The following is a 26,715-nucleotide window of genomic DNA, read 5'->3' as shown; positions in this document are numbered from 1 at the left end:
GGTCGACGCCTCAGACCAGCGAGCCGAGGAACGCCAGGGCGCGCTCGCGCAGCAGCGCGGCCGCCGCGGGGTCGTGCCCCCTCGTCGAGGAGTCGGCGAACAGGTGCGCCGTGCCCGAGTAGAGGAAGAGCTCGGCCGTCGGCACGGAGCTCGCCAGCGCGCGGGCGGACTCCAGGTCCTCCGCGAACCACTCGTCGTCCACGCCGCCGTGCACCTGGACCGGTACGCCTTCCGGCCAGGCCCCGAACTCCTCGACCGGGAGGCACGCGTCGACGAAGAGCGCGCCGACGGCGCCCGGCCGCGTCTGGGCGAGCCGCTGCGCCGGCATGACTCCCATCGAGAAGCCCGCGTACACGAGCTCCGCGGGGAGCGCCTCCGCGGCGGCGACGCCTCGGGCCATCACCGTGTCGAACCCGAGCTCCTGGGCGTGGGCGACGCCCGTCTCGACGTCGTCGAAGGTCCGGCCGTCGAAGAGGTCGGGCACGTGCACGACGTGACCCGCAGCCGCGAGCTCGTCGGCGAACGCCCGGACTCCCGGCGTCAGCCCCTGGGAATGGTGGAACAGGACGATCTCGGCCATGGCCCCTCCTCGAGGATCCGGCAGGCACGATCCAGAAACTTCGAACGTTCCAGAACGTTAGTATCGTCGACCATGGACGGCAAGACCCCCGACTACGAGCTCGAGGACCGGATCGCCCTGACCGGCCCCGACCAGGTCCGGGCGCTCGGCAACCCGCTCCGCACCACGATCCTCGGCCTGCTCCACGAACGCGCGGCGAGCGTCACCGAGCTCGCCGGCGCCGTCGGCCGCCCCAAGAGCACGGTCGCCCACCACGTGAAGGTGCTCGTCGACGCCGGCCTGCTGCGGGTGGTCCGGACGCGCCGGGTCCGCGCCGTCGAGGAGGCCTTCTACGGCCGGACCGCCCGGCTGTTCCACGTCGCTCTCGGGAGCACCGCCGAGGGGGCCCGCGACGACGGCGACCGACCGCTGGACTTCAACGACCTCGAGGTCGCCGCGCACGAGTCCGAGCCCGCGTACCTCGAAGGACAGCTGTGGGGCTTCCTGCGGCACGCGCGGATCGACGAGGCGCAGAAGCAGGAGTTCTGGCAGCGCATGGCGGCGCTCGTGGAGGAGTTCGACGCCCTCCCCCGCCGCGGCGACGTGGTGCACGGGTTCGCCGTCGGCGTCTACCCGGTCGCGGGCTACCCGCGCCTCCCGCCGTCACCGGAGACGACCGACGAGCGGGCCGCGGGACCTGTCGCCGGACGAGGGCGGTCGGAGTAGCGTCCTGCCCAGGTGTCCGACGACGGCGACGGGACGAGCGACGATGAGCCACTACCTCATCTACTTCAACCAGCAGTGGGTGGGCGACCACGACCCCGAGTGGTTCGCCGAGCGCGGGCCGCTCGCCAACGCCGTCGTGAACGACATGAGGGACGCCGGCGTCCTCGTGTTCGCGGCCGGCGTGGACGAGGACGACGACGCCGCCGCCACCGCCGACGCCACCAGCGGCACGCCCGTGATCACCGCAGGGCCGTACGCCCCGACGGAGCAGCGCATCGGCGGCCTGACGATCATCGACGTCGCGGACGACGACACCGCCAGGGAATGGGCCGGCCGGGTCGCCGAGGCGTGCGGATGGCCGCAGGAGGTCCGCCGGGTCGTCTGACCCGGCACCCCCGGCCGCGGCTCGCGGCGACCCCCGCGGCTCGGACGCGAGCTACACGTTGAAGCGGAACTCCACGACGTCGCCGTCCTGCATGACGTAGTCCTTGCCCTCGACGCGCGCCTTGCCGGCGGAGCGGGCGGCCTGCACGGAGCCCGCCTCGACGAGGTCGTCGAAGGAGATGACCTCGGCCTTGATGAAGCCGCGCTCGAAGTCGGTGTGGATGACGCCGGCGGCCTGCGGGGCGGTCCAGCCCTTGCGAATCGTCCAGGCGCGCGACTCCTTGGGGCCGGCGGTGAGGTAGGTCTGCAGGCCGAGCGTGTGGAAACCGACGCGCGCGAGCTGGTCGAGCCCCGCCTCCTCCTGGCCGGAGTCGGCGAGCATCTCCTTGGCGTCGTCCTCCTCGAGCTCGACGAGCTCGGACTCGAACTTCGCGTCGAGGAAGACGGCGTCCGCGGGGGCGACGAGGTCGCGCAGGCGCTGCTGCATGCCCTTGTCGGCGAGACCGGCCTCGTCGGTGTTGAACACGTAGATGAACGGCTTGGCCGTGAGCAGCTGCAGCGACGCGACGTCGGCGAGGTCGAGCCCCTCGGCCTTCGCGCCCTGGAAGAGCGTCGTGCCGGACTCGAGGATCTTCTGCGCGGTGGTGGCGGCGGCGAACAGCGCGGCATCGCCCCGCTTGATCTTGACCTCCTTCTCCATCCGCGGAAGCGCCTTCTCCAGCGTCTGGAGGTCGGCGAGGATCAGCTCGGTGGAGATGGTCTCGATGTCGCCCTCGGCGTCCACCGAGCCCTCGACGCGGACGACGTCGCCGTCGTCGAACACGCGCGTGACCTGGCAGATCGCGTCCGCCTCGCGGATGTTCGCGAGGAACTTGTTGCCCAGCCCCTCGCCCTCCGAGGCGCCCTTGACGATGCCCGCGATGTCGACGAACGACACCGTCGCGGGCAGGATCCGCTCACTGCCGAAGATCTCCGCGAGCTTGTCCAGCCGCGGGTCCGGGAGCGGGACCACGCCGACGTTGGGCTCGATCGTCGCGAACGGGTAGTTCGCCGCGAGCACCTGGTTGCGGGTCAGGGCGTTGAAGAGCGTGGACTTGCCGACGTTGGGCAGGCCGACGATGCCGATGGTGAGTGCCACGTCGGGAGAGTCTACGTGGCGGGGGTCAGCGGGCCGCCCGGGCACGCTCCTCGAGGGTCGTGAGGTCACGCTCGACGAACTGCAGGTGTGCCCAGTGCTCCCGGGCGACGACGCCGAGGCTCTGGTGCACCGCGCGTGTGAGCCCCTCCGGCGCCCACGGCGGGAGCCGCGGGGCGTCGACCGTGACGTCCGTGCCGGCGAGGTCGTCGTAGCTCGCGTACACCTCGGCGATACGGTCGGCGTGCGCCGCCAGGGTCTCCTCCAGCGACGGCGCCGCGGCCAGGTCCACCCCGAGGGCCGCCACCTCCGGCTCGTACTCGGTGAACGGCAGACCGGCGTACCAGAACGGGTCGTCGATCCCCCGCAGCCCGTACCGGATCCAGCCGTCCATGGCGAACACGAGGTGCCGCAGCGTCTGCGCCGTCGACCACTCGCCGTCGACCGGCTCGTCGACCGCGCCGGGCGCCAGCGCCGCCGCCCGCGCGAGGTGCGCGTCCCAGGCGCGCAACGCCGCGTCCAGCGACGCGCGCTGCTCGGCGGGGTCCGCCGACCGGGCCTGCTCGCGCCCCGGGTACCGCCGGTTCAGCTCCGCCTCGATCAGGGGCGCGACGTCGACACCGTTGACCCGCAGCCCGGTGATCTCGCCGTCGAGGTCGGCGTCCGTGAGGTCGACGCCGCGCATGACGGCTCCGGGCATGAAGCTCTGGTCGAACCGCACGCCGTCGAGCTGCACGAGGCGGAACGTCGAGCCCGTCATGTCGGCCTCGACGAACCGGGCTCCCCGGAGCTCGTCGTCCGGCCCGAACCGTGCCTCAGCGCTGACCATGCGACGACCGTAGGTCCGGGCACCGACACTCAGACGTCGACGTCCTGGTGCCAGGACTCGGTGACGTAGGACGTGCGCCAGCCCCAGCTCTCGTACAGCGACGCGGCGCCGGTCGGGCTGTCGGCGTCGACCTCGAGCCCCACGCGGTCGCGGCCCCGCGCCGCCGCGTCACGGACGACGGCGAACAGCAGCGCCGTCGCCACGCCACGCCCACGGGCTCGCCGGTCGGCGCCCAGGTACTCGATGTAGCTGCCCTCCTTGCCCGACGGGCCCGACGGCAGGACGGCGCCCACGAGGGCGCCCATCGGCTCGGGCGGCGCGTCGGGCCGCTGGGGGTCGGAGACGAACGCCAGCCACCAGTGGTCCCACCGGTGCCCGGGGTCCGAGCGCAGCCGCACCAGGAACTCGCCGAAGCTCTCCCGGTAGGAGTTGAAGTGATCCTCGAACGCGCTCTCGAGCACCCGGTGCACGGTCTGCAGGTCCTCGGCGACGGGCATGCCGTCGTCGTGCGTCGCGACGCGCCGCACCGTCACGCCCGGGCGCGGGTCCGGCAGCACGCCCCGGTGCGCCTCCTCCGCCACGACGGGCCGGGACATCTGCAGCCACGAGCGGGCCTTGGCGTACCCGGCGGCGGCGAGCCAGCCCTGCTGGGTCGTGTCGCCCGCGAACGCGCCGGCGTCGAGCTGGGTGCGGTGCACCCCGCGCTGCGCCGCGAGCTCCCTCCCCTGTCGCGCCGCCCAGGCGTAGCCCGCGGCCGCCAGGTCGTCGGCGGCCGGGGCCGCGCGGTCGACGTCGACCCCCACGACGACGCGGCCCGCGGCACGGTCGTGCGCCCACGCCCAGCCCTGGACCACGCCCTCGGGGTCGCGCGCCACGACCTGGCGGCGCGTCCACGACACCGGGCCCGCCACCTCCGCGGCGAGAGCGTCCTGGTTCACGACCGACGAGCCCGTGAACGGGGCGGCGACGGCCCCGCGCAGCTCGCCGAGGCGAGGCAGGTCGGCCAGGTCGGGGGCCGACGTCGTCCAGCCGTCAGGCAGGGGCAGGTGCTCGAGGTTCTCGGAGGTCACGCGTCCCATTGTCGCAAAGGGTCCCTTGAGCTCCCCATGACCGCCTCGTCACGAAGTCCCGCGCGAGCCCGCCGGGACGTCACCCGAAGGCCATCACCTGCTGCAGCAGCTCGGGGAGGCGGCGGTCGTAGGTCCGGGCGCCCCAGCGCACGCCCAGCAGCAGCACGAGCACGCCGGTGACGAGCCCGACGCCGAGCGCCGCCCAGCCGAGGGCCGCCTGGGGCAGCAGGATCGCGGGCAGCGCGAGCGCGAGCGTGGGCACGCTCACCGCGAGGATGATCCCCATCGTCGCCATCTGGGCGAGCATCGTCGCCATCGTGGCGCCCTGCGGCGACTTGAACGGGCTCTCCCCCGGCTTCGGCACGGGGTAGACGAGCCGCGCGGACACGGCGCTCGAGATCCCGAGCGACGCGCCCAGCGTGCCGGCCGTGAGGCCGAGCATGGCGGGCAGCGCGTCCCAGCGGCCGGCGACGGCGCACCCGACCACGGCGAACGCGACGCACAGGGGCAGCCCCGCCACCAGCACGGGCAGCACGCGGCCCCACCGGTCGGTCCTCCCCCGGACGCCGGTCGCGACGTGCAGCGCGAACGCGGTGTTGTCGTAGCCGACGTCGTTCGAGATGCCGAAGCCGAGCAGCCACGCCGCCAGGGGCGCCATGAGGAGCAGGATCACCCCGCCCGCGCCGTTCGTCGTCCCGACGGCGAGCAGCACCAGCGGCAGCAGCGGCACCATCGCGATCGACGCGGCGTACCGGGGGTCGCGCACCCAGTAGGTCGCGGTCCGCGCGGCGACCGCCCCCAGCGGCGTGGCGGGCAGCCGGCCGAACCAGCCGAGACCCTTGGCCGCCGTGGCCGACGAGCCGCCGCCGTGCGGCGTCACGAGCTCGCGGGCGAGCGCCCGGTCCCACACGACCCAGGCGAGGGCGAGCGTGGCCAGGCAGATCGCGGCCCGGGCCACGAGGAGGGCCCACGCGCCGTCGTGGACCGCCGAGGCCAGGGCCCACGGCGCCCCCAGCGGCGTCCAGCCGACGACGCCGGCCAGCGGCGCGATCGCCGCCCCCAGCGCGTCCGCGCCGGCCCCGTCCACGGTCACCTCGACGCCGTCCGCCAGCCAGCCGACCGCGGGCCCGATCAGCAGGAGCGGCACCACGGCGACGATCGCCAGCACCTCGCGGTACCGCCGCGAGTCGAGCAGCGGCGCGAGGGCGGTCGTCGCCGCCCGGGAGCCCACGACGCACAGCGCGGTGGCGAGGACGCCGCCGACCAGCGCCGCGACGAGCGCGGCCGGCTGCCGCCACCAGGCGAAGGAGACGCCCAACGCGCCGAGCGTCGTGACCGCCGCGGGGATCGACACGAGCCCCGCCAGCGCGAGCCCGGCCAGCAGCGTGCGCCGCGGGATGGCGAAGGTGACGAAGCGCCGCGGGTCGAGGGTCGCGTCGACCCCGAACGCGAAGACGGGCACGACCCACCACGCGAGGACCACGAGCGCGCCCGCCAGGGTGAGGACGTGGCCCGTCACGACCGGGTCCGCGGTGCCTCCGGCCACGGCGGCGGCCACCACCAGGACCAGCACGCCGAGCCCGTACAGGGACCCGATCACCAGCCCGATCGTCTGCCACACGCTCCGGCGGAACGTGTTGGCCAGGAGGGTCAGCTTGAGGCGGACGAGCTGCGCAACCACGCCAGTCCCTCCGACTCCCGACGGCCGCCGACGAGGTCGACGAAGCGGTCCTCGAGGCTCTGCTCCCCGCGCACGTCGGCGACAGTGCCGGCCGCGAGCACGTGCCCGCCGGCGATGACCGCCACGTGCGAGCACATCCGCTGCACCAGGTCCATGACGTGGCTCGACACGACGACCGTGCCGCCGTCGGCCACGTACCCGTGCAGGATGTCGCGGATGTTCGCGGCGCTGACGGGGTCGACCGCCTCGAACGGCTCGTCCAGCACGAGCACGCGCGGCGCGTGGATCATCGCCGACGCCAGGCCGATCTTCTTCGTCATGCCGGCGGAGTAGTCGACGACGAACGTGTCGCGGTCGCCGACGAGGTCCATCGCCTGCAGCAGGTCCTCGGTGCGCTCCGCGACCGTGGCCCGGTCCAGCCCGCGCAGCAGGCCCGCGTAGGTGAGGAGCTGCGCGCCGGTGAGCCGGTCGAACAGCCGCACGCCGTCCGGCAGCACGCCGAGCGCGGCCTTCGCCTCCTCGGGCCGGGCCCACAGGTCCGTGCCGTGGACGTGCACGGTGCCGAAGTCGGGCCGCAGCAGGCCGGTCGCCATCGACAGGGACGTCGTCTTGCCGGCGCCGTTGGGGCCGACGAGGCCGAAGAACGAGCCGGTCGGGACGTCGAGGTCCACGCCGGCGACGGCGATCTTCTGGCCGAACCGCTTCCACAGGCCGCGCAGGCTCAGGGCGGCGGCGAGGTCGGGCGGAGGGACGGGGGCGGGGGCGGCGGGCGGCGGCCCGGTCTGGTCGCTCACGGGTCAACCGTAGTGCGCGGAGCGCCGCGTGGGGGCTGGGACGTGTCGGTGCCCCATGACACCGTGTGGCGCATGACGACGAGCCTCGCAGTGATCCTCATCCTCGGCGCCCTGGGCGTAGGAGTGCTGGTGGGGTGGCTGGGGCACGCGACCCGCGCCGCGAGGGCGGGCCGGTCCGACGAGCTCCAGCGGGTCCAGGAGCACGGCGAGCTCGAGGTCCTGCGGCGCGACGCCGCCGAGCTGCGCAGCCGCCTCGGGCAGGCGGCGCAGGAGAGCGAGCGCCGGCTGGCGGAGCAGCGCGCGCAGTCCCGCGAGGAGGCGGACCGGCGCGTGACGGAGGCGCGCGAGCAGGCCGACCGGCTGCTCACCCAGGTGCGCGAGCACCTCGAGGAGCAGCTCGCCGAGGCCAAGGGCGACCAGGAGGCCGCGGCACAGCGGTTCCGCGCGCTGGCCAACGACGTCCTCACGGCGAACCAGAAGCAGTTCCTCGACCTCGCGGACGAGCGGCTGCGGCGCAGCACGCAGAAGAACGACGAGACGCTCGCGCAGCGTGAGCAGGCGATCCGCGCGCTGCTCGACCCGATGAGCAAGACCCTCGACAAGGTCAACGCCCGCGTCGACACCGCCGAGCAGGCGCGCCTCCAGGGGCACACGGCCCTCACGGAGCAGCTGCGCCAGCTCGAGACGGTCAACTCGCAGCTGCGCGTCGGCACCAGCGACCTCGTCTCGGCGCTGCGGTCCAACCAGACGCGCGGCGTGTGGGGCGAGCTCCAGCTGAAGCGCGTGGTCGAGGCCGCCGGGATGGTGGACCACGTCGACTTCGAGGCGCAGGTCCACCGCACGACGGCCGAGGGCGACACCCTGATCCCCGACCTGGTCGTCAGCCTGGCGGGCGGCAAGAACATCGTGGTCGACGCGAAGGTGCCGCTCAGCGCGTACCTGCGCGCCCAGCAGGCGGAGAGCCCCGCCGACGGCGACAAGGAGCTCGACGCCCACGCCAAGGACCTCGCCAAGCACGTGGACGTGCTGGCGGGCAAGGCCTACTGGGCGCAGTTCGACGCGGCGCCCGAGTTCGTGGTGCTGTTCGTCCCGGCCGAGCCCATCCTGGCGGCGGCGGTCGAGCGCCAGCCCGACCTGCTCGAGACGGCGATCCGCAAGCGGGTGCTCGTCGCCACCCCGATGACGCTCGTCGCCATGCTGCGCACCGTGGCGTACGCGTGGCAGCAGGACGCCATCGCCGAGGACGCCCAGAAGGTGCTGCAGACCGGCAAGGAGCTCTACGCGCGCATCGTCACGATGACCAAGAGCATCACCAAGCTCGGTCAGTCGATGACCGCCGCGACCAAGCACTACAACTCGTTCGTCGGGTCGCTCGAGACCCGCGTGCTGCCGCAGGCGCGGCGGATGGTCGAGCTCAAGGTCGTGGACGCGGGCCAGGCCATCGAGCCGCTCAAGGCGGTCGAGGACACGACCCGCGCGGTCACCAAGCCCGAGCTGCTGGCGGTCGAGGAGGGCCTGGTCGTCGACCTCGGCACCCTGACCGCGGACGGGGACCGCGACGACTCGGTCGAGTCGCTCGTCGACGCCGCGCAGCGCGACCTCGAGCGCGCGGCCGGGGCCGAGGAGAAGGGCGAGTCGGCCGCCGGCTGAGCCGCGCGACCGGCGGCGTCAGGCCGGCTCGACGGGCAGCGCGGTCCGCGCGCCGCGACGGGGGCGCTTCTCCTCGTGGCCCGCGGCCTTGAGGCCGCGCGCCAGCTCGCGCGGCAGGGAGAACATCAGGTCCTCGGTGGCGGTGCGGACCTCCTCGACCGCGCCGAAGCCGTGGCTGTCCAGGTGCGCGATGACGTCCTGCACGAGGATCTCGGGCACCGACGCGCCGGACGTGACGCCCACCGTCGTCGCGCCGTCGAGCCAGGCGTCCTCGATCTCGGTCGCGCGGTCCACCCGGTACGCGGTGCGGGCGCCGGCCTGCAGCGCCACCTCGACCAGCCGCACCGAGTTCGACGAGTTCGCGGAGCCCACGACGACGACGACGTCGCACTCCGGGGCCAGCTTCTTCACCGCGACCTGGCGGTTCTGCGTGGCGTAGCAGATGTCGTCGCTGGGCGGGTCCTGCATCTCGGGGAACCGGTCGCGCAGGCGGCGCACGGTCTCCATCGTCTCGTCCACGGACAGGGTGGTCTGCGAGATCCAGACGACCTTGTGCGGGTCGCGGACCTGCACCTGGTCGACCTCGTCCGGGGAGTTGACGACCTGCACGTGGTCGGGCGCCTCGCCGGCGGTGCCCTCGACCTCCTCGTGGCCGGTGTGGCCGATGAGGAGGATGTCGTAGTCGTCCTTGGCGAACCGGACGGCCTCCTTGTGCACCTTCGTCACCAGCGGGCAGGTGGCGTCGATGGTGTCCAGGCTGCGGGCCGCGGCGGACGCGCGGACCGCGGGCGAGACGCCGTGCGCGGAGAAGACGAGCCGCGCGCCCTCGGGCACCTCGTCCGTCTCGTTGACGAAGATCGCGCCGCGGTCGCGCAGCGTCTCGACCACGTGCTTGTTGTGCACGATCTCCTTGCGCACGTACACGGGCGCGCCGTACGTCTCGAGCGCCTTCTCCACCGCGACCACCGCACGGTCCACCCCCGCGCAGTAGCCGCGGGGCGCGGCGAGGAGCACGCGCTTGGTGGTCGTCGGGGTGGCGGGGGCCGGGCTGGTCACAGTCACGCGGCCAGTCTAGGTGGGCGGGTGTGGACGTCCTGTGACGGGCGCCTGACGGCCGCCCGAGGAGCTCGTCGGGGGCGTGGGGCATGCTGGACGGCGTGTCGGACACGTCCCAGCCGGAATCCCGGACAACAGCCCAGCCGCAGCCCCTGCCCGAGCTCGCCCGCGACACGACCGCGGAGCGCCCGTGGCCGGTGCGGCTGCTGTCCGCGAAGATCCGGGACTACGTCGCGAGGATGTCGTCGGTCTGGGTCGAGGGCCAGGTCGTGGAGCACACCTACCGCCCCCGGGCGGGGATGCAGTTCGTCACGCTGCGCGACACCGACGCCGAGGCCTCGCTGCCCGTGCACCTGCTGTCGCGGATCTACGAGGGTCTCCACCACAAGCCCGAGGTGGGCGACCACGTCGTGGTGCAGGCCAAGCCCGAGTTCTGGGTCAAGACCGGCCGCCTGTCGATGCGCGCGACGGCGGTGCGCCAGGTGGGCGTCGGCGAGCTGCTCGCCCGCATCGACCAGCTCCGCCGCGTGCTCGCGGCCGAGGGCCTGTTCGACCTCGACCGCAAACGCCCGCTGCCGTTCCTGCCCGCCGTCGTGGGCCTCGTCTGCGGGCGCGAGTCGAAGGCCGAGCACGACGTCGTCGTGAACGCGCGCGCCCGCTGGCCGCAGGTCCGGTTCGAGATCCGCGAGGTCGCGGTGCAGGGCGTCGACGCCGTGCGCGAGGTGAGCGGCGCGATCGCCGATCTCGACGCCCGGCCGGAGGTCGAGGTGATCGTCGTGGCGCGCGGCGGGGGCTCGGTGGAGGACCTGCTGCCGTTCAGCAACGAGGCCCTGGTGCGGGCGGCCGCAGCCTGCACGACGCCGCTGGTCAGCGCCATCGGGCACGAGACCGACACCCCGCTGCTGGACCTCGTCGCCGACCACCGCGCGTCGACCCCGACGGACGCCGCGAAGCAGGTCGTGCCCGACGTCGCCGAAGAGCGGCTGCGCCTCGACCAGGCGCGCCGGCGGATGCGCGCCGCGGTCTCGGCCCGGGTGGAGCGGGAGCAGCACGGCCTCGACGCGCTGCGGACGCGGCCGGTGCTGGCCCGGCCCCAGACGACGGTCGACGTCCGCGAGCGCGAGATCGCCCAGCTCGTGCGGCACGCCCGCCACCGGCTGGACGCCGCGCTGCTGCGCGCCGCGGGCGAGGTCGGGCGGCTCGAGGCCCAGGTCCGCGCGCTCTCGCCGCAGGCCACGCTCGAGCGCGGGTACGCCGTCGTGCAGCGCGGGGACGGGCACGTGGTGCGCGCGGCCCGCGACGTCGCGACCGGCGACGCGGTGCACGTGCGCGTCGCCGAGGGATCGCTGGAGGCCGCCGTCACCGCGACGGCCGCACCCGCGCAGCCCGCCTGAACCGGTCCGCGAGCCGGCCGAACGCCGCGGCCAGCTCGTCCCCCTCGAGCACCTCGACGTCCATCCCGAGCTGCGTGATCCACAGGGCGAGCCGGTCGGGGTCGTCGCTGCCGACCTCGACCCGGCAGCTGGACGGCCCGGTCTCCTCCACCTCGAGCGGGGAGCCGACCTTCGCGACGACCTCCGCGGCCGACGCGTGCACGAGGATCCTGGCCCGGTAGCGCCACGTCGCCCGGCCCACCCGCGCCACGACGTGCCGCAGCACCACGTCCTCGGGGATGACGCGCGGCCGGAACCGCGACCCGGTGGGCGGGCGCAGGGCGATCCGGTCGGCACGGAAGACGCGCCAGTCCAGGCGGTCGAGGTCCCAGGCCAGCAGGTACCAGCGCGACCCCCAGCGCACCAGGCGGTGCGGTTCCGTGTGCCGGGACGACTCGGAACCGTCGTGGGTGGTGTAGCGGAACCGGAGCCGTTCGCCGGCCCGGATCGCGGCGGCGACACCACCGAGCACCTCCAGGTCGGGCGCCGGGTCCCCGTCCGGCACGACGCTCGTCGCCTCCCGGACGGCCTCGACGCGCCGCCGCAGGTGCGCGGGCATCACCTGCTCGACCTTCGCGAGCGCGGTGAGGGCGGTCTCCCCCTCGCCGAGCGGCCCGTGCGCGGCCGCGGTGAGCCCGATCGCGACCGCCACCGCCTCGTCGTCGTCCAGCACCAGCGGCGGCATCGCCGACCCGGCGGCGAGCCGGTACCCGCCGGCGACCCCGGGCCGGGCCTCGACGGGGTAGCCGAGCGAGCGCAGCTTGCCGACGTCGGTGCGCACGGTGCGGGTGCTCACCCCGAGCCGCTCGGCGAGGTCTCCGCTGGTCCAGTCGCGCCGCAGCTGCAGCAGGGACAGGAGCTGGAGGAGCCGGGCCGAGGTCTCGAGCATGTTCGGAGCATCTCACCCATCGCGGAAGCAAGTCTTCCGCGATTGCTGCGAGCGTGGAGCCATGACCGAGAACACCGCAGACACCTCCCTCGTCCCCTTCCGCGTCGAGGTCCCGCAGGCGGACCTCGACGACCTGCGCGACCGGCTGGCCCGCACCCGCTGGCCCCTGCCCGTGCCCGGCCGCGACGACCGCACGGACTTCGGCCGCGGCATCCCCCTGCCGTACCTGCGCGAGCTGGCCGCCTACTGGCGCGACGACTTCGACTGGCGCGCGCAGGAGGCCGCCCTGAACGCGCACGAGCAGGTCACGACCGTCGTCGACGGCCAGACCTTCCACGTCGTGCACGCCCGCTCCGCGGACCCGGACGCGATCCCGCTGCTCCTGTGCCACGGGTGGCCGGGGTCGTTCGTCGAGTACCAGCGCCTGATCCCGCTGCTCACGGACACGTTCCACGTCGTCGTCCCGTCCCTGCCCGGGTTCGGCTTCTCGACGCCGCTGTCCGGCACCGGCTGGGAGGTGGCGCGCACCACCGAGGCCTACGCCGAGATCATGACCCGCCTCGGGTACGACCGGTTCGCCGTGCACGGCACCGACATCGGGGCCGGCACCACCGGCCGCCTGGCGGGCCTGTACCCCCAGCGCGTGATCGGCACCCACGTCGGGAGCGACGGCCGGTCGCTCGGCATGGTGGGCACCGCGTATCCCGCTCCCGACGGGCTGACCGACGACGAGGTGGCGCAGATCGACGCGGTCCGCGCGCGCGACGCCGCCGAGCACGGCTACTTCGAGATGCAGAACCACCGCCCCGACACGATCGGCGCAGCCCTCACCGACTCGCCGGTCGGTCAGCTCGCCTGGGTCGCGGAGAAGTTCCAGACCTGGACCAACCCCGCGCACCCCACGCCTGCGGAGTCCGTCGACCGCGACCAGCTCCTGGCCAACGTGTCGCTGTACTGGTTCACCCGCAGCGGGGCGTCGAGCGCCCAGTTCTACTACGAGGCGTCGCACTCCGGGCTCGACTGGCTCTCCGCCTCCGACGTCCCGTCCGCGTGGTCCGTGTTCGACACGCACCCGCTCATGGCGAAGGTGTTCAACGGCTGGGGCGCGATCGACCAGTGGGTGGAGCACGCCGAGGGCGGGCACTTCCCCGCGATGGAGGAGCCCGAGCTGCTCGCCGCGGACCTGCGCGCCTTCTTCAGCGGCCGGTCGTGACCGGCGCCCGAACCTCCGACGCGCGTCACCGTGCGCGGGCGACCCGCCCCTCGTCCCAGACGGGCTCGGGCGTCTCGCGCACGGTGCCGTCCGCGCCGAACACCAGGAACCGGTCGAACGAGCGCGCGAACCAGCGGTCGTGCGTGACGGCGAGGACGGTGCCGTCGAACGCCTCCAGGCCGTCCTGCAGCGCCTCGGCGCTGGCCAGGTCGAGGTTGTCCGTCGGCTCGTCGAGCAGCAGCGCGGTGCAGCCGGCGAGCTCGAGCAGCAGGATCTGGAACCGCGCCTGCTGCCCGCCCGACAGGCGGTCGAACGCGCGGTCCGCGGCGACGGTCAGCTCGTAGCGGCGCAGCACGGACATCGCCGCCCCGCGGTCGCGGGCGTGGTCCTCCCACAGGATCTGGGTGAGCGTGCGCCCGAACAGCTCCGGGTGGGCGTGGGTCTGCGCGAAGACGCCGGGCACGACGCGCGCGCCGAGGCGCCACTCGCCCGTGTGCGCGACGTCGTCGCCCCCGAGCAGCCGCAGGAAGTGCGACTTGCCGGAACCGTTCGACCCGAGGACCGCGACCCGCTCGCCGTAGAAGACCTCCAGGTCGAACGGCTGCATGAGCCCCGTGAGCCCGAGCCGCTCGCAGGTCAGCGCGCGCACCCCCGTCCGGCCGCCGCGCAGGCGCATCCGGATGTCCTGCTCGCGCGGGGGCTCGGGAGGCGGGCCGGCCTCCTCGAACTTGCTCAGGCGGGTCTGCGCGGCGCGGTAGCGCGACGCCATCGCGTCGCTGTTCGCGGCCGCCTGGCGCAGCTCGCGCACCAGCCGCACCAGCTGGGCGTGCTTCTCGTCCCAGCGCCGGCGCAGCTCCTCGAACCGCGCGAACCGCTCGCGCCGCGCCTCGTGGAACGTGGCGAAGCCGCCGCCGTGCACCCAGGCGTCGGCGCCGGACGGCGCGGGCTCGAGGGAGACGATGCGGTCGGCGACGCGCGCCAGCAGCTCGCGGTCGTGCGAGACGAACAGGACGGTCTTGCGGGTGGCCCGCAGCTGGTCCTCGAGCCACCGCTTGCCGGGCACGTCGAGGTAGTTGTCGGGCTCGTCGAGCAGCAGCACCTCGTCCGGCCCGCGCAGCAGCGCCTCCAGGACGAGCCGCTTCTGCTCGCCGCCGGACAGGGTGCGCACCTCGCGCCACCGTGCCTGCTCGTACGGGACGCCGAGCGCGGCGACGGTGCACACGTCCCACAGCGTCTCGGCCTCGTAGCCCTGCGCCTCGGCCCAGTCGGCGAGCGCCTGCGCGTAGGCGAGCTGCGCGGGCTCGTCGTCGACCTCCATGATCGCCAGCTCGGCCGCGTCGACGGCGCGGGCGGTGTCGCGGATCCGTGGCGGGGCGACGGAGACGAGCAGGTCGCGCACCGTCGTCTCGTCCCGCACGGAGCCGACGAACTGCCGCATGACGCCGAGCCCGCCCGTCACGGTGACGGAGCCCGCCTGCGGTACCAGGTCGCCCGACAGCAGGCGCAGCAGGGTGGTCTTCCCGGAGCCGTTGGGGCCGACGAGAGCCGTGGCGCTGCCCTCGGGGACGCGGAACGAGACGTCGTCGAGCAGCGTGCGCCCGTCCGGCAGCACGTGCTCGACGTGCGCCACCTCCAGATGACCCATGCCGCGCACGCTGCCCGACCGCCGGGCCGCCCGCAAGGCATTGCCGCCCGCAGCGCGGACGACGTCGGCGGCCTGTCGGCGAGGTGATGTTGACTGTCCCCCGTGACCGATGCGAACCCCGGTGCCCCCGACCTGCCCGCCGACGTCTCCGCCCTGACGTACGAAGCCGCCCGCGACGAGCTCGTCCAGGTGGTCGCCCGGCTGGAGGCCGGCAGCGAGCCCCTCGAGGAGTCGCTCGCACTCTGGGAGCGTGGCGAGGCGCTGGCGGCGCGCTGCCAGCAGTGGCTCGACGGCGCCCGCGAGCGGCTCGCGGCGGCGCAGGCGGCCTCGTCCGCTGCCGACGCCACCACCGAGGACGAGGAGGAGGACGCGTGAGCGCGCACGTCCTCGCGGTGGGCGAGGCGCTGGTCGACGTCGTGCACCGGCCCGACGGGACCAGCGAGGAGCACCCGGGCGGCAGCCTCGCGAACGTCGCCCTCACCCTCGGCCGCCTCGGCCGTGACGTGCGGCTGGCGACCTGGCTCGGTCGGGACGCGCGCGGCGACGACGTCCGGTCGTGGCTCGCAGGGTCCCGCGTCGTCCTGGCCCCCGGCAGCGACGGCGCGTCGCGCACGAGCGTCGCGCAGGCGACGCTGGACGAGGCGGGCGCCGCGACCTACGAGTTCGACCTCGACTGGCAGGTCCCCGCCGGCGCGGGTGCCGGCGACGACACGCTGGCCGTGCACACCGGCTCCATCGCCGCGATGCTCCCGCCCGGGGACGCCGACGTGCGGGAGCTGGTGGAGGTCGCCCGGGCGACGTCGACAGTGACCTATGACCCCAACGCGAGGCCCGCGATCATGGGCGACGCCGACGTCGTGCGGCCGCGGGTCGAGGAGATCGTCGCGCTCTCGGACGTGGTGAAGGTCAGCGACGAGGACCTGGCGTGGCTGTACCCGGGCCGCGAGCCGCTGGACGTCGCGCGCGCCTGGCAGGCCACCGGGCCGGCGGTCGTCGTGGTGACGTTCGGCGGCGAGGGTGCGACGGCGGTGACGGCGGCCGGCGAGGTCGCCGTCGCGGCCCCGCGGGTCGACGTGGTCGACACCGTCGGTGCGGGCGACTCGTTCATGGGCGCCCTCCTGGACTGGCTGTGGGGCGCGGACCTGCTGGGCGCGGCCCGGCGGGACGCGCTGCGCGCCATCGACCGCGCGGCGACGGCACGGATGCTCGTGCGCGCCGTGGCCGTGGCCGCCGTGACCGTCTCCCGGGCCGGCGCGAACCCGCCGTGGCCGCACGATCTCATCGGGCCGGACCGCGTGCGGGTCGGCGAGCACGGAACTGACGAGCGCGGAACAGACGAGCACGGAGCAGAGGAGCACTCATGACCCTGACCCCCACCGAGGCCTGGACCCGCCTGCGGGCCGGCAACGGCCGCTTCGTCCGCGACGAGCCGGAGCACCCCGACCAGGACGCCGTCCGCCGCCACGAGCTGCGCACGGTGCAGCACCCGCACACGGTGATCTTCGGGTGCTCCGACTCCCGGGTGGCGGCCGAGATCATCTTCGACCAGGGCCTGGGCGACGTCTTCGTCGTGCGCACCGCCGGCCACGTGGTGGACACGACCGTGCTCGGCTCCATCGAGTACGGCACGGAGGTGCTGCACACGCCGCTCGTGGTGGTGCTGGGGCACGACTCGTGCGGCGCCGTCGCGGCGACGGCGCACACCCTCGCGACCGGCGAGCAGCCCCCGGGGTTCGTGCGCGCCGTGGTCGACAAGGTCATCCCGTCGGTGGCGGAGCTCACCAGCCGCCAGGGCGTCACCGGGCCGATCGACCCGGACGTGCTGCGCACGGAGCACGTCAAGCACACCGTCGCGCTGCTGCGCGGCTACTCGGCCGCGATCGGCACGGCCGTCGACGAGGGTCGCCTGGCCGTGGTCGGCGTCGTCTACGACCTGGACGACGGCAGCGCGCGCCTCGTGGCGGTCGACGGCGAGGTCGGCGAGCAGCCGGCCGCCGCCTGACCGTGACGAGCGGGTGGCCCCGCCCGCTCAGGCCCGTGCGGCGGCCGCCAGCAGCCGCCGCACGGTGCCGAGGGTGCGTGTCGTGGCGACCCCGCCGGTGAGCCGCTCGACGACGGAGTTCGGGTCGCCGCCCGTCCCCGGGCCGCCCCGCACGACGGCGAGCACCACGCCCGGTCGGGCGGCGACGAGGTCGAGCAGGTCGCGCGGGTCCGTCCAGGGCAGGTCGACGGTCAGCGGCTCACCGCCGTCCACGAAGGTCAGGGTATCCCGGTACGTCCGCTCGTCGCGGGTGAGCGCGAACGGGTCGCCGTCGATCGCCGCCGCGACGTCGTCGAGCGGGCGCACCAGCGCGAGGTGCGCGTAGCCGGACCGCTCGGCAAGCCGCGGGGCGGCGGCCCGCACCACCCGCTCGGCCGCGGAGGGGTCGCCGCCCCCGTCGGGCTCCCCCGGGTCGAGCAGCACGGTGCCGTTGGTCTGGAACGACCGCACCGACCGCGCGCCCGCGTCCAGCAGCGCGGCCTCCAGCTCGGCGCGCACCGGGCTGCCGCGGTGTCCCAGGTTCATCGCGCGGTAGAGCACCACGTGGGTGAACGTCACCCCGCGATCCTCCCGCGCCGCACCGACGACCGCACCGCGTCGGAGTGATCCGGCTCACGACGGAACGCCCGCGCGGGTGCGGCACGATAGAGGCATGACTTCCGACACCGTCGTCCCCGGCGCGTCCGGCGCGGGCGAGACCGAGTACCGCATCGAGCACGACACGATGGGCGAGGTGCGCGTCCCCGCGCACGCGCTCTACCGCGCGCAGACGCAGCGGGCCGTGGAGAACTTCCCGATCTCCGGCACCCCCCTCGAGCGCGGGCACATCGAGGCCCTGGCGCGCGTCAAGAAGGCCGCCGCGCGGGCGAACGCGGAGCTGGGCGTGCTCGACCAGGACGTCGCGGACGCCATCGTCGCCGCGGCCGACGAGGTCGCCTCGGGCGCGCACGACGCGCACTTCCCCGTCGACGTCTTCCAGACCGGCTCGGGCACGTCGTCGAACATGAACACCAACGAGGTGCTGGCCACGCTGGCCACGCGCTCGCTCGGCAAGGACGTGCACCCGAACGACCACGTCAACGCCTCGCAGTCCTCCAACGACGTCTTCCCGACGTCGGTGCACGTCGCCGCCACCGCCGGCGCGATCCACGACCTGGTCCCGGCGCTGAAGCACCTGGCCGACGCGCTGGCCGCCAAGTCCGACGAGTTCGCGACCGTCGTGAAGTCCGGCCGCACGCACCTCATGGACGCCACCCCGGTCACGCTCGGCCAGGAGTTCGGCGGGTACGCCGCCGCGATCCGCTACGGCGTCGAGCGCGTCGAGGCGGCGCTGCCCCGCGCGGCCGAGGTCCCGCTGGGCGGCACCGCGGTCGGCACCGGCATCAACACGCCTGCCGGCTTCCCGCAGCGCGTCATCGAGCTGCTCCGCGAGGACACGGGCCTGCCGCTGACGGAGGCGCGCGACCACTTCGAGGCGCAGTCGGCGCGCGACGGTCTCGTCGAGCTCTCGGGCGCGCTGCGCACCATCGCCGTGTCGGTCACCAAGATCTGCAACGACCTGCGCTGGATGGGCTCGGGCCCGAACACCGGCCTGGGCGAGATCGCGATCCCCGACCTCCAGCCGGGCTCGTCGATCATGCCGGGCAAGGTCAACCCGGTGATCCCGGAGGCCGTGCTCATGGTGGCGGCCCGCGTGATCGGCAACGACGCCACCGTCGCCTGGGCGGGCGCGAGCGGCTCGTTCGAGCTCAACGTGCAGATCCCGGTGATCGCGCAGGGCGTGCTGGAGTCGATCCGCCTGCTCGCCAACGCGTCGCGCGCGCTCGCCGACAAGACGGTCTCCGGCATCACCGCCAACGTGGACCGGGCCCGCGCGTTCGCCGAGTCCTCGCCGTCGATCGTCACGCCGCTCAACCGCGTGATCGGTTACGAGGCCGCGGCCAAGGTCGCGAAGCACTCGGTCAAGCAGGGCCTCACGGTGCGCGAGGCCGTGATCGACCTCGGCTTCGTGGAGCGCGGCGAGGTCACGGAGGCCCAGCTCGACTCGGCCCTCGACGTCCTGTCGATGACGCGGCCCCCGCAGGCCTGACCCGAGCACGACGACGGCGGCAGTCCCGGAGAGCGGGGCTGCCGCCGTCGTCGTCCTCCCGCAACCTGGACTCGGGGTTGGTAAGGCTAACCTCACCTGCTACTGTCGGCGTACGCGGGGAGGCGCCCCTCGGGGCGCGGGGCTGGGGGGTTCCACCTGAGACGTGCGGCGCCTCCCCGCACAGCACGTCGTCACGCCGGACGACCGGGTGGTGGCTCAGTAGTCGCGCGGGTCCAGCCGGCGCAGCACGACGGCGAGCAGGCGGCCGAGCTCGGCACGCTCCGTCTCGGACAGGTCCGCCAGGGCCGCGCGCTCGTGCTCGATCTGCCGCGGGAACAGCTCGTCGACGAGCTCCTCCCCCTCCACGGTCAGCGCCACCAGCACGCCCCGCTTGTCGCGCTCGTGCACGGCACGCTCCACCAGCCCGGCCCGCTCCAGCCGGTCGAGGCGCTTGGTGATCGACGCGCCCGGCGACCCCGTCATCGTGGTGATCTCGCCCGCCCGCAGCGGGCGGCCGGAGCGCCGCAGCGCCGTGAGGACGTCGAGCTCGGCACGCGTGACGTCGCGAGCCGCGAGATCCCCGGACACCTCGACCTCCAGCAGGGCGGCGATCCGGCGCACCCGCGCGCCGACGTCGGCCGGGGACGTGTCGACACCGGGCAACCGCTCGGCCCACTGCGCGCGCACGCGCTCGATGTAGTCCACGGCGACAGGATAGAGGTCACACCGCTACTCCTTCCATGATGATTTACCTGTGAACTATCATGGTCGGCAATGCCTCCCACCTCCTCCCCCGTCCTGACGAGCGCCCGCGACGTGCTCGACCCCGCGCACCTGCGCTCCGCGCTCCGCGTCAACCCCGCCGACGCGACGCTCGCGGCCGCGCTGCGCGTGGGCGCCGCGGCCGCCGTCGTCCTCGCGCTCAGCGCCGCCGTGGGGCGCACCGACCTGGCGGCCTTCGCGTCCCTCGGGGCGCTCGTCATCCTGTACGGGCGGTACGAGCCGTACCGGCGCCGCGCGTCGCTGCTGGCCGGCGTCGCCGCCGTGTTCGTCGTGGCCTTCCTGCTTACGGCCTCCCTCACCGCCGCGGGCGCCCCCGTGCTCGTGGTCCTCGCGGTGGTGGCGCTCGTCGCCGGCGCGACGACGGCCCTGTGCACCCTGGTCCGCACCGGGCCTCCCGGGGCGAGCATCGTCGTCTTCGCCGCGGCGGGCGGCATGGTCGGCCCCCTGGCCTGGAGCGACGTCGGCGAACGGGGCGTCGCGTTCGCCCTCGGCACCGCCGTGGCATGGGTCGTCGGGATGAGCGGCTGGCTCGTGCGCCCGAGCGCACCGGCGCGCCTGGCCGTCCGTCGGGCGGCGGACGCGGTGCGGAGGTCGCTCGACGCCGGCCCCGACGCCCCGGAGGCCGCGCGGGCCGCGTCGGCCGCCGTGGCCCGTGCCGGCGACGTGCTGGCGGACGACCTCTCCTCCCGGCGCACCCGCGACACCGCGCGGGTGCTCGCCGCCGAGCTGGCCGCGGTCGCCGCGGCGCTGGACGCGCCGTCCGCCGCCGCGCCGAGCACCTCGGCCGCGCCCGCCGACGCGCTGCCGGCGCGCCGCCGTCTGTGCGACGACGTCCGCGCGGGATGGCGCGTCCCCGGCTGGCGGCTCGCGGGCGTCCGCGTGGTGCTGGCGAGCGTCGTCGCCGGTGCGGGCACGCTCGCCGCCGGCCTGAGCCATCCCGCGTGGGCGCAGCTCGGCGCCACGGCCACGCTGCAGGGGGCGAGCACCCGCCACGCCGTGGTCCGCGCGCTGCAGCGCGGGGGCGGCACCGTGCTGGGGGCCCTGCTCGCCTGGCCGCTCCTCGCGGCGCACCTGTCGTTCGCCGCGACCTGCGTCGTCGTCGTGGTGCTGCAGGTCGTCACGGAGGTCGTCGTCGGGCGTCACTACGGCCTGGCGATGCTCACCATCACCCCGATGGCCCTGCTGATGACCTCGCTCGGCGGGTCCGTCGACCCCGCGGGGATCGCGGCCTCGCGCGCCCTCGACACCGTGCTCGGCGCCGTCGTCGGCGTGCTCGCCGTCGTCCTGGTGCACCCGCGCTGCCGGCCGGCGATGCCGGCAAAGGCCTGACCGGCGGCGCGGCGCGCCCCGTCAGATCTCCAGCGACTCCAGCATCTCGGTGACCAGCGCCGCGACGGGCGACCGCTCGGAGCGCGTCAGCGTCACGTGCGCGAACAGCGGGTGGCCCTTCATCGCCTCGATCACGGCCGCGACGCCGTCGTGCCGCCCGACCCGCAGGTTGTCGCGCTGCGCGACGTCGTGCGTGAGGACCACGCGCGAGTCCTGCCCGATGCGCGACAGCACCGTGAGGAGCACGTTCCGCTCCAGGGACTGGGCCTCGTCGACGATGACGAACGCGTCGTGCAGCGACCGACCGCGGATGTGCGTCAGCGGCAGCACCTCGAGCATCTCGCGGTCGATCACCTCGTCGACGACGTCGGGCGAGACGAGCGCGCCGAGCGTGTCGTACACGGCCTGGGCCCAGGGGTTCATCTTCTCGGACTCGGACCCGGGCAGGTAGCCGAGCTCCTGACCGCCCACGGCGTACAGCGGGCGGAACACGATGACCTTGCGGTGCTGCCGGCGCTCGAGCACCGCCTCCAGCCCGGCGCACAGCGCCAGCGCCGACTTGCCGGTGCCGGCGCGCCCGCCCAGCGACAGGATCCCCACCTCGGGGTCGAGCAGCAGGTCGATGGCGATGCGCTGCTCGGCGGAACGACCGTGCACGCCGAAGACGTCCTGGTCGCCGCGGACGAGCCGCACCGTCTTGTCGGGCGTCACGCGCCCGAGGGCGGAGCCGCCCGGCGAGTGGATCACCAGCCCGGTGTGGCACAGCAGCGGCGACGCGGCCTCGACCACCTCCGGGTCGAGGGCGGCCAGCTCCACCTCGCCCCCCTCGTACAGGGTGCCCACCTGCTCGTCGGCGACGTCGATCTCGCGCATCCCGGTCCAGCCGGAGTCGACGGCGAGCTCGTGGCGGTACTCCTCCGCGCGCAGGCCGACCGCCGACGCCTTGACCCGCATCGGCAGGTCCTTGGAGACGACGGTGACGTCGCGCCCCTCGGCCGCGAGGTTGGCCGCCACGGACAGGATCCGGGTGTCGTTGTCGCCCAGCCGGAACCCGGCGGGCAGCACCTGCGGGTCGGTGTGGTTGAGCTCCACGCGGAGCGTGCCGCCGGCGTCGCCGACGGGGATGGCGGCGTCGAGGCGGCCGTGCTTGAGGCGCAGGTCGTCGAGCATCCGCAGCGCGCTGCGGGCGAAGTAGCCGAGCTCGGCGTGGTGCCGCTTGGCCTCCAGCTCCGTGATGACGACGACCGGCAGGACGACGTCGTGCTCGGCGAAGCGGTGGATCGCCCGAGGGTCGGACAACAGCACGGACGTGTCGACGACGAACGTGCGCGGGGCGGTGCCGTCCGGGTCGACGGCGTCGACGGTGTCGCGCTCAGGGACGGGTGCAGTTCGGGCCACGGCGAGCTCCCTCCAGGTGGACGGGCGGCCGCCCCGGGGGCGCCGTGCGGCGCCGGACCGGAGCCGGCCCTCCCGCACGGAGCGTGAACCCCATCGGCTGGCCTCCCCGAGGACGGCTGGACACCGTCCCTGCCGCCAAACTACGACGCTGTGATTCGCGCCACCACCCCCACGTCGGCGGGTCGGGAAGTTGTCACCCGGCGTTCACGCCCCGGACCCCGCCGCGACGCACGCGGGCAGGGCGAGCACCATGGAGCCGTGACCCCGAACCCCTCCAGGCCCACCGACGACCCGACCGCCTGGGTCGTGCTGCTGCGCGGCGTGAACGTCGGCGGCTCGCGCCGCGTGAGCTCCGCCGACCTGCGCGACGCCGCCGCCACCGCGGGCCTCACCGACGCCCGCACCTACGCCAACAGCGGGAACCTGGTCGCGGTGGGGCCGGCGGACGACGCCGACGTCGCCGAGCGCGTCACCGCCGCGCTCGCCGCGCAGCTCGGAGGCGACCTGCGCGCCGTCGCCGTGACGGCGGAGCGCGTGGCGGCGATCCTCGCCGCCGACCCGTTCCCGGACGCCGTCGCCGACCACCCGGCCCAGGTGCAGGTGCACGTCTCCCCCGCACCCGTGGACGCCGACGCCCTCGCGCGGCTGGCCGAGGGCCGGCCCGAGCGGTTCGCCGTCGTCGACGGCGTGCTCTACGTGGACTACGTGGCGGGCATCGGTCGGTCGAAGCTCACCCCGTCGGCGATCGACAAGGCCGCCGGTACCTGGACCACCGCCCGGAACTGGAACACCCTGACCAAGCTGGTCGGGATGGCCCGCGAGGCGACCTGACGGACGCCGGGGCCGGGCACCCGCCGCGGACGTTAGGCTGGCCCGCGGGTGAGCCGGGAAGTCTGGTCGGTGGCACCGGCTGCAACGCCGGGAGACCAGCGACCCCACGACCGGACAGGAGAAAGAACCCTGACCTCCGAGACCGCCACCCAGCCCCTCGGCACCCGGCTCCGCCGCTTCGCCTCCCGCGAGACCACGGGCGGGGCGCTCCTCATCGGCGCCGCCCTCCTCGCCCTGATCTGCGCGAACGCCCCGTGGCGCGAGTGGTACTTCGCCCTGTCTGAGGCGGTGCTCGGCTTCGACCGGCTGGGGCCGCTGTCCGTGCACCTCGACCTCACGGTCGCGGAGTGGGCGGCGGACGGCCTGCTCGCGATCTTCTTCTTCGTCGTCGGCGTGGAGCTCAAGCACGAGTTCGTCGCCGGCAGCCTCCGCAGCCCGAAGGAGGCAGGTGTGCCGATGCTGGCCGCCGTCGGAGGCATGGCGGTGCCCGCCGTCTTCTACTCGGTGATCGTCGTCGCGCTGGGCGAGCCCGGTGCTCTCCAGGGGTGGGCCATCCCCACGGCCACCGACATCGCCTTCGCGCTCGGCGTGCTGGCCGTGTTCGGCAAGGGCCTGCCCGCCGCGGTGCGCACGTTCCTGCTCACCCTCGCGGTGGTCGACGACCTGCTCGCGATCATCGTCATCGCCGTCTTCTACACGGAGTCCCTGAACTTCGGCTACCTCGCCGCCTCGCTCGCCGTGATCGTGGTGTTCGGGCTGGTCGTCCGGTCCCGGCGGCCGTACTGGTGGATGCTCGTGCCGCTTTTCGCGGTGGCCTGGGCGTTCATGCACGCCTCCGGGGTGCACGCGACCGTGGCCGGCGTGCTCATGGGCTTCACGGTGGCGGCCCGGCCCACCCACGGCGAGGCGGTCCCGCGCACGCACCGCTACGAGCGGGCGGTCAAGCCGTGGTCGCAGGGCGTCGCGCTGCCGGTCTTCGCGTTCTTCGCGGCCGGCGTTGACCTGGTCGACGGCGGCGGCGTCACCGAGATCCTCGGGCAGCCGGTGGTCCCGGCGATCACCATCGGGCTCGTGGTGGGCAAGCTGATCGGGGTGCTGGGCACGACGGCGCTGGTCACGCGCCTCACCCCGCTCCGGCTCGCGCAGGGCATCGGCGTGCGCGACCTGCTGCCCGTCGGCTTCCTCGCCGGCATCGGGTTCACCGTGGCGCTGCTCGTGTCCGAGCTGTCGTTCGGGCACGCGTCGGAGCACACGGAGGGCGCCAAGGCCGCCATCCTGCTGGGGTCGGTGATCGCCGCGGTGCTCGGCGCCCTCACCCTGCGCTGGGACGCCCGCCGGGCCCGCACCTCCGACATGAACCTCGACGGCGTCGACGACGCCGTCGCCGACTTCATCGGGGACGAGAAGGACCGCAGGGAGCACTGAGGGCGGGCGCGGCGCGGGCAGGGACCCGCGGCGCGGTGCCGCCCGCGAGCGCCGGCTCCCGCTGTGCCACGGCGGCTGCCCCCGATGCCGTCCGCGGCGCGGGCGCGGCACGACGGCCGCGGGCGGCCCAGGCCGTGAGGACGCGGTCGACGACGAAGCCGAGCAGCGTGCCCACGACGATCCCGACGGCGACGGCGAGCAGCGGGTGGTCGCCCAGGGGCTGGGCGGCCACCACCCCGAGCAGCACGGACCACGTCGCCCACGCCAGGGACGCGACGGCCGACAGGACCATGAAGCGGCGCCGCGAGAACCCGACCGCGCCCGCGGTGACGTTGACCGCCGTCCGCCCGACCGGCACGAAGCGCGCCCCGAGGACGACGGACGCGCCGCGCCGCTCGAAGGAGCGGGCCGCCCAGGCGACAGCGCGCTGCCCGCGCGGGCCGCGCAGGAACGGGACGCGCGACGTGCCCAGGGCTCGCCCGAGCGCGTAGGCCACCTGGTCGCCGCACCAGGCGCCGAGGGCCGCGACGAGGACCACGAGCGCGAGGTTCACGCCCTGTCCGGTCTCGGCGCCCACCGCCATCATGATGATCACGGTCTCGCCGGGCACGGGCGGGAAGAAGCCGTCCGCCGCGGTCGCCCCGAAGAGCGCGGGGAACGCCCATGCGGAGGACACGAGCGCGAACAGCGTGCTCTCCAGCTGCCCCCAGACCTGGGCCAACCCGGTGGCGATCGCGTCGATCATGCCTCCCACCCTGCGGCGCCGGCCCCGCCCGCGACCATGGGGTGTGCCCCCGGTTCGACCCTGGGGGAACCCTGAGGCGCCCCGGTCAGCCCGGCCGGCCGCCGACGCCGAGGAGCGCCTCGCGGCTGCGTGCCACCTGGTCGCGCAGGGCCTCGAGCAGCGCCGCGACGGCGGGTCGCCGCCACGACTCCGGGTGCACCACCGCCCAGTACGGCAGCCGGTCGCGCACCTCGCCCGGGAGCAGGCGCACCAGGTCGGCGTGCCGGTCGGCCATGAAGCACGGCAGGAACCCGACGCCCGCGCCCGCCCGGGTGGCCTCGACGTGCACGAAGACGTTGGTCGACGTGAGCGCGTCGCGCATCCCGGGTACCAGCCGCCGCGGGGCGTCGAGCGCGTCCACCTGCAGCATCGAGTTCACGAAGTAGACCAGCCCGTGGTCCGCGAGGTCCGCCACCGTCGCCGGGGCGCCGTGACGCGCGAGGTAGTCCTGCGACGCGTACATGCCGAGCTCGTAGTCGCCGAGCCGCACGGCCTTGGCGCGACCCACCTGCGGCTCGCCCACCACGACCTCCACGTCCACGCCGGAGCGGTGCTGCATGGCGTGCCGGGTGACGGTGACGAGCTCGACGGACAGGTCCGGGTGGCGGCTGCGCAGCGCGGCCACGGCGGGCGACGCGACGTAGGCGCTGAACCCGTCGGTCGCCGTCATCCGCACGACGCCGGTGACCGGGTCCGGCTCGCCGTCCGGCGTGGCGAGGCCGGAGACGGCCGCGGCGACCGCCTCGGCGGCGCGCGCGGCCCGCTCCCCCAGCCGCGTCAGCTCCCAGCCGTCGGCGCCGCGCACCAGCACCCGGCCGCCGAGCGCGCGCTCGAGCGCGGCCACGTTGCGGGCGACGGTCGTGTGGTTGACGCCGAGCACCTCGGCCGCGGTGGTGTACCGGCCGGCGCGGGCGACCTCGAGCAGCACGAGGAGCTGGTCGGGCGAGGGCGGCGTCGTCGGCACGCCGGCA

The 26,715-nt window shown here is 74.7% G+C and carries 26 protein-coding genes; 12 read left to right on the top strand and 14 right to left on the bottom strand.

Translation table 11 applies throughout. The features are described 5' to 3' along the window. Positions 1 to 10 precede the first annotated feature (10 nt). Positions 11 to 580, bottom strand: coding sequence for a dienelactone hydrolase family protein (locus tag ACFQ8E_RS05820; RefSeq protein ID WP_430549639.1), 570 nt, complete (start codon positions 578 to 580; stop codon positions 11 to 13). Positions 581 to 652: 72 nt separating this feature from the next. Between ACFQ8E_RS05820 and ACFQ8E_RS05815 the strand changes: the two genes are divergently transcribed. Together ACFQ8E_RS05815 and ACFQ8E_RS05810 are read left to right on the top strand one after the other, a co-directional pair. Then, positions 653 to 1,285 (top strand): ArsR/SmtB family transcription factor, encoded by a 633-nt coding sequence (locus ACFQ8E_RS05815; RefSeq protein WP_430549638.1) that lies wholly within the window; start codon positions 653 to 655, stop codon positions 1,283 to 1,285. Between the two features lie 43 nt (positions 1,286 to 1,328). Beyond that, positions 1,329 to 1,670, top strand: coding sequence for a YciI family protein (locus ACFQ8E_RS05810; RefSeq protein ID WP_430549637.1), 342 nt, complete (start codon positions 1,329 to 1,331; stop codon positions 1,668 to 1,670). 51 nt (positions 1,671 to 1,721) lie between these two features. Here the strand turns inward: ACFQ8E_RS05810 and ychF are convergent, their stop codons facing one another. The 5 genes from ychF to ACFQ8E_RS05785 all read right to left on the bottom strand — a co-directional run bounded on the left by ychF (position 1,722) and on the right by ACFQ8E_RS05785 (position 7,178). After that, positions 1,722 to 2,807 carry a redox-regulated ATPase YchF gene (gene ychF / locus ACFQ8E_RS05805; RefSeq protein ID WP_430549636.1) on the bottom strand — a complete coding sequence of 362 codons (1,086 nt, stop codon included), beginning with the start codon at positions 2,805 to 2,807 and terminating at the stop codon, positions 1,722 to 1,724. 25 nt (positions 2,808 to 2,832) lie between these two features. Continuing rightward, positions 2,833 to 3,633: a DinB family protein gene (locus ACFQ8E_RS05800; protein WP_430549635.1), complete on the bottom strand. Its 801-nt coding sequence runs from the start codon at positions 3,631 to 3,633 to the stop codon at positions 2,833 to 2,835. 29 nt (positions 3,634 to 3,662) lie between these two features. Next, positions 3,663 to 4,703, bottom strand: a complete 1,041-nt coding sequence (locus ACFQ8E_RS05795) for a GNAT family N-acetyltransferase (RefSeq protein WP_430549634.1) — start codon at positions 4,701 to 4,703, stop codon at positions 3,663 to 3,665. Between the two features lie 79 nt (positions 4,704 to 4,782). Next, complete coding sequence (locus tag ACFQ8E_RS05790; RefSeq protein ID WP_430549633.1) at positions 4,783 to 6,384, bottom strand: hypothetical protein; 1,602 nt, start codon at positions 6,382 to 6,384, stop codon at positions 4,783 to 4,785. Next, a complete protein-coding gene (locus ACFQ8E_RS05785; protein WP_430549632.1) occupies positions 6,354 to 7,178 on the bottom strand; it encodes an ABC transporter ATP-binding protein in 825 nt (274 codons plus the stop codon). Before ACFQ8E_RS05785 ends, ACFQ8E_RS05790 begins: the two co-directional genes overlap by 31 nt. Before the next feature lie 72 nt (positions 7,179 to 7,250). Here ACFQ8E_RS05785 and rmuC point away from each other — a divergent pair, with 72 nt between their 5' ends. Beyond that, entirely contained in the window at positions 7,251 to 8,828 is a 1,578-nt protein-coding gene (gene rmuC, locus ACFQ8E_RS05780; protein WP_430549631.1) for a DNA recombination protein RmuC, read from the top strand. Positions 8,829 to 8,846: 18 nt separating this feature from the next. Here rmuC and ACFQ8E_RS05775 read toward each other — a convergent pair whose 3' ends face one another. Then, complete coding sequence (locus ACFQ8E_RS05775) at positions 8,847 to 9,890, bottom strand: 4-hydroxy-3-methylbut-2-enyl diphosphate reductase (RefSeq protein WP_430549630.1); 1,044 nt, start codon at positions 9,888 to 9,890, stop codon at positions 8,847 to 8,849. Positions 9,891 to 9,973: 83 nt separating this feature from the next. Between ACFQ8E_RS05775 and xseA the strand changes: the two genes are divergently transcribed. Beyond that, positions 9,974 to 11,278, top strand: a complete 1,305-nt coding sequence (xseA, locus tag ACFQ8E_RS05770; protein ID WP_430549629.1) for an exodeoxyribonuclease VII large subunit — start codon at positions 9,974 to 9,976, stop codon at positions 11,276 to 11,278. Here xseA and ACFQ8E_RS05765 read toward each other — a convergent pair. Next, positions 11,244 to 12,206 carry a helix-turn-helix transcriptional regulator gene (locus ACFQ8E_RS05765; protein ID WP_430549628.1) on the bottom strand — a complete coding sequence of 321 codons (963 nt, stop codon included), beginning with the start codon at positions 12,204 to 12,206 and terminating at the stop codon, positions 11,244 to 11,246. The two genes, xseA and ACFQ8E_RS05765, sit on opposite strands and share 35 nt — an antisense overlap. 61 nt (positions 12,207 to 12,267) lie before the next feature. On the opposite strand from ACFQ8E_RS05765, the gene ACFQ8E_RS05760 reads away from it, so the two are divergent. Beyond that, complete coding sequence (locus ACFQ8E_RS05760; RefSeq protein ID WP_430549627.1) at positions 12,268 to 13,419, top strand: epoxide hydrolase family protein; 1,152 nt, start codon at positions 12,268 to 12,270, stop codon at positions 13,417 to 13,419. A gap of 25 nt (positions 13,420 to 13,444) precedes the next feature. On the opposite strand, the gene ACFQ8E_RS05755 is transcribed toward ACFQ8E_RS05760, so the two are convergent. Next, positions 13,445 to 15,064 (bottom strand): ABC-F family ATP-binding cassette domain-containing protein, encoded by a 1,620-nt coding sequence (locus ACFQ8E_RS05755; protein ID WP_430549626.1) that lies wholly within the window; start codon positions 15,062 to 15,064, stop codon positions 13,445 to 13,447. A gap of 102 nt (positions 15,065 to 15,166) precedes the next feature. On the opposite strand from ACFQ8E_RS05755, the gene ACFQ8E_RS05750 reads away from it, so the two are divergent. Genes ACFQ8E_RS05750 through ACFQ8E_RS05740 form a run of 3 tightly spaced genes read left to right on the top strand, consistent with a single transcriptional unit; the run spans position 15,167 to position 17,066 of the window. Then, on the top strand, positions 15,167 to 15,439 hold the full coding sequence (locus tag ACFQ8E_RS05750; protein ID WP_430549625.1) for an exodeoxyribonuclease VII small subunit: 273 nt from the start codon (positions 15,167 to 15,169) through the stop codon (positions 15,437 to 15,439). Continuing rightward, positions 15,436 to 16,428 carry a carbohydrate kinase gene (locus tag ACFQ8E_RS05745; protein ID WP_430549624.1) on the top strand — a complete coding sequence of 331 codons (993 nt, stop codon included), beginning with the start codon at positions 15,436 to 15,438 and terminating at the stop codon, positions 16,426 to 16,428. The genes ACFQ8E_RS05750 and ACFQ8E_RS05745 overlap by 4 nt, the downstream gene beginning before the upstream one ends. Beyond that, a complete protein-coding gene (locus tag ACFQ8E_RS05740) occupies positions 16,425 to 17,066 on the top strand; it encodes a carbonic anhydrase (protein ID WP_430549623.1) in 642 nt (213 codons plus the stop codon). Before ACFQ8E_RS05745 ends, ACFQ8E_RS05740 begins: the two co-directional genes overlap by 4 nt. A 27-nt stretch (positions 17,067 to 17,093) precedes the next feature. On the opposite strand, the gene ACFQ8E_RS05735 is transcribed toward ACFQ8E_RS05740, so the two are convergent. Next, positions 17,094 to 17,663 carry a DUF1697 domain-containing protein gene (locus ACFQ8E_RS05735; protein ID WP_430549622.1) on the bottom strand — a complete coding sequence of 190 codons (570 nt, stop codon included), beginning with the start codon at positions 17,661 to 17,663 and terminating at the stop codon, positions 17,094 to 17,096. Between the two features lie 94 nt (positions 17,664 to 17,757). On the opposite strand from ACFQ8E_RS05735, the gene ACFQ8E_RS05730 reads away from it, so the two are divergent. Continuing rightward, a complete protein-coding gene (locus ACFQ8E_RS05730) occupies positions 17,758 to 19,194 on the top strand; it encodes a class II fumarate hydratase (protein WP_430549621.1) in 1,437 nt (478 codons plus the stop codon). 216 nt (positions 19,195 to 19,410) lie between these two features. Here ACFQ8E_RS05730 and ACFQ8E_RS05725 read toward each other — a convergent pair whose 3' ends face one another. Then, positions 19,411 to 19,899 carry a MarR family winged helix-turn-helix transcriptional regulator gene (locus tag ACFQ8E_RS05725; RefSeq protein WP_430549620.1) on the bottom strand — a complete coding sequence of 163 codons (489 nt, stop codon included), beginning with the start codon at positions 19,897 to 19,899 and terminating at the stop codon, positions 19,411 to 19,413. 69 nt (positions 19,900 to 19,968) lie between these two features. On the opposite strand from ACFQ8E_RS05725, the gene ACFQ8E_RS05720 reads away from it, so the two are divergent. Continuing rightward, positions 19,969 to 21,306 carry an FUSC family protein gene (locus tag ACFQ8E_RS05720; protein ID WP_430549619.1) on the top strand — a complete coding sequence of 446 codons (1,338 nt, stop codon included), beginning with the start codon at positions 19,969 to 19,971 and terminating at the stop codon, positions 21,304 to 21,306. Between the two features lie 21 nt (positions 21,307 to 21,327). Here ACFQ8E_RS05720 and ACFQ8E_RS05715 read toward each other — a convergent pair whose 3' ends face one another. Further along, positions 21,328 to 22,704: a PhoH family protein gene (locus tag ACFQ8E_RS05715; RefSeq protein WP_430549618.1), complete on the bottom strand. Its 1,377-nt coding sequence runs from the start codon at positions 22,702 to 22,704 to the stop codon at positions 21,328 to 21,330. Between the two features lie 258 nt (positions 22,705 to 22,962). Here ACFQ8E_RS05715 and ACFQ8E_RS05710 point away from each other — a divergent pair, with 258 nt between their 5' ends. Further along, a complete protein-coding gene (locus ACFQ8E_RS05710) occupies positions 22,963 to 23,535 on the top strand; it encodes a DUF1697 domain-containing protein (protein ID WP_430549617.1) in 573 nt (190 codons plus the stop codon). 69 nt (positions 23,536 to 23,604) lie between these two features. Further along, positions 23,605 to 24,960, top strand: coding sequence for a Na+/H+ antiporter NhaA (nhaA, locus tag ACFQ8E_RS05705; RefSeq protein ID WP_430549616.1), 1,356 nt, complete (start codon positions 23,605 to 23,607; stop codon positions 24,958 to 24,960). Here nhaA and ACFQ8E_RS05700 read toward each other — a convergent pair. Continuing rightward, on the bottom strand, positions 24,926 to 25,705 hold the full coding sequence (locus tag ACFQ8E_RS05700; protein ID WP_430549615.1) for a DedA family protein: 780 nt from the start codon (positions 25,703 to 25,705) through the stop codon (positions 24,926 to 24,928). The genes nhaA and ACFQ8E_RS05700 overlap by 35 nt on opposite strands. 85 nt (positions 25,706 to 25,790) lie before the next feature. Beyond that, positions 25,791 to 26,708: a LysR family transcriptional regulator gene (locus ACFQ8E_RS05695; protein ID WP_430549614.1), complete on the bottom strand. Its 918-nt coding sequence runs from the start codon at positions 26,706 to 26,708 to the stop codon at positions 25,791 to 25,793. Positions 26,709 to 26,715: the final 7 nt, after the last annotated feature.

This window comes from Isoptericola sp. NPDC056573, assembly GCF_042793335.1.
In the GTDB taxonomy this organism is placed as follows: Bacteria; Actinomycetota; Actinomycetes; order Actinomycetales; family Cellulomonadaceae; genus Isoptericola.
Note: the sequence above shows the minus strand (reverse complement) of the source record. Positions and strands in the feature narration are given on the sequence as shown.

Coding starts and splice junctions, on each gene's coding strand:
- ACFQ8E_RS05700 (WP_430549615.1), bottom strand. CDS start 25,705: ATGATCGACGCGATCGCCACCGGGTTGGCCCAGGTCTGGGGGCAGCTG.
- ACFQ8E_RS05720 (WP_430549619.1), top strand. CDS start 19,969: ATGCCTCCCACCTCCTCCCCCGTCCTGACGAGCGCCCGCGACGTGCTC.
- ACFQ8E_RS05820 (WP_430549639.1), bottom strand. CDS start 580: ATGGCCGAGATCGTCCTGTTCCACCATTCCCAGGGGCTGACGCCGGGA.
- ACFQ8E_RS05760 (WP_430549627.1), top strand. CDS start 12,268: ATGACCGAGAACACCGCAGACACCTCCCTCGTCCCCTTCCGCGTCGAG.
- ACFQ8E_RS05800 (WP_430549635.1), bottom strand. CDS start 3,633: ATGGTCAGCGCTGAGGCACGGTTCGGGCCGGACGACGAGCTCCGGGGA.
- ACFQ8E_RS05815 (WP_430549638.1), top strand. CDS start 653: ATGGACGGCAAGACCCCCGACTACGAGCTCGAGGACCGGATCGCCCTG.
- ACFQ8E_RS05810 (WP_430549637.1), top strand. CDS start 1,329: ATGAGCCACTACCTCATCTACTTCAACCAGCAGTGGGTGGGCGACCAC.
- xseA (WP_430549629.1), top strand. CDS start 9,974: ATGCTGGACGGCGTGTCGGACACGTCCCAGCCGGAATCCCGGACAACA.
- rmuC (WP_430549631.1), top strand. CDS start 7,251: ATGACGACGAGCCTCGCAGTGATCCTCATCCTCGGCGCCCTGGGCGTA.
- ACFQ8E_RS05730 (WP_430549621.1), top strand. CDS start 17,758: ATGACTTCCGACACCGTCGTCCCCGGCGCGTCCGGCGCGGGCGAGACC.
- ACFQ8E_RS05765 (WP_430549628.1), bottom strand. CDS start 12,206: ATGCTCGAGACCTCGGCCCGGCTCCTCCAGCTCCTGTCCCTGCTGCAG.
- ACFQ8E_RS05740 (WP_430549623.1), top strand. CDS start 16,425: ATGACCCTGACCCCCACCGAGGCCTGGACCCGCCTGCGGGCCGGCAAC.
- ACFQ8E_RS05755 (WP_430549626.1), bottom strand. CDS start 15,064: ATGGGTCATCTGGAGGTGGCGCACGTCGAGCACGTGCTGCCGGACGGG.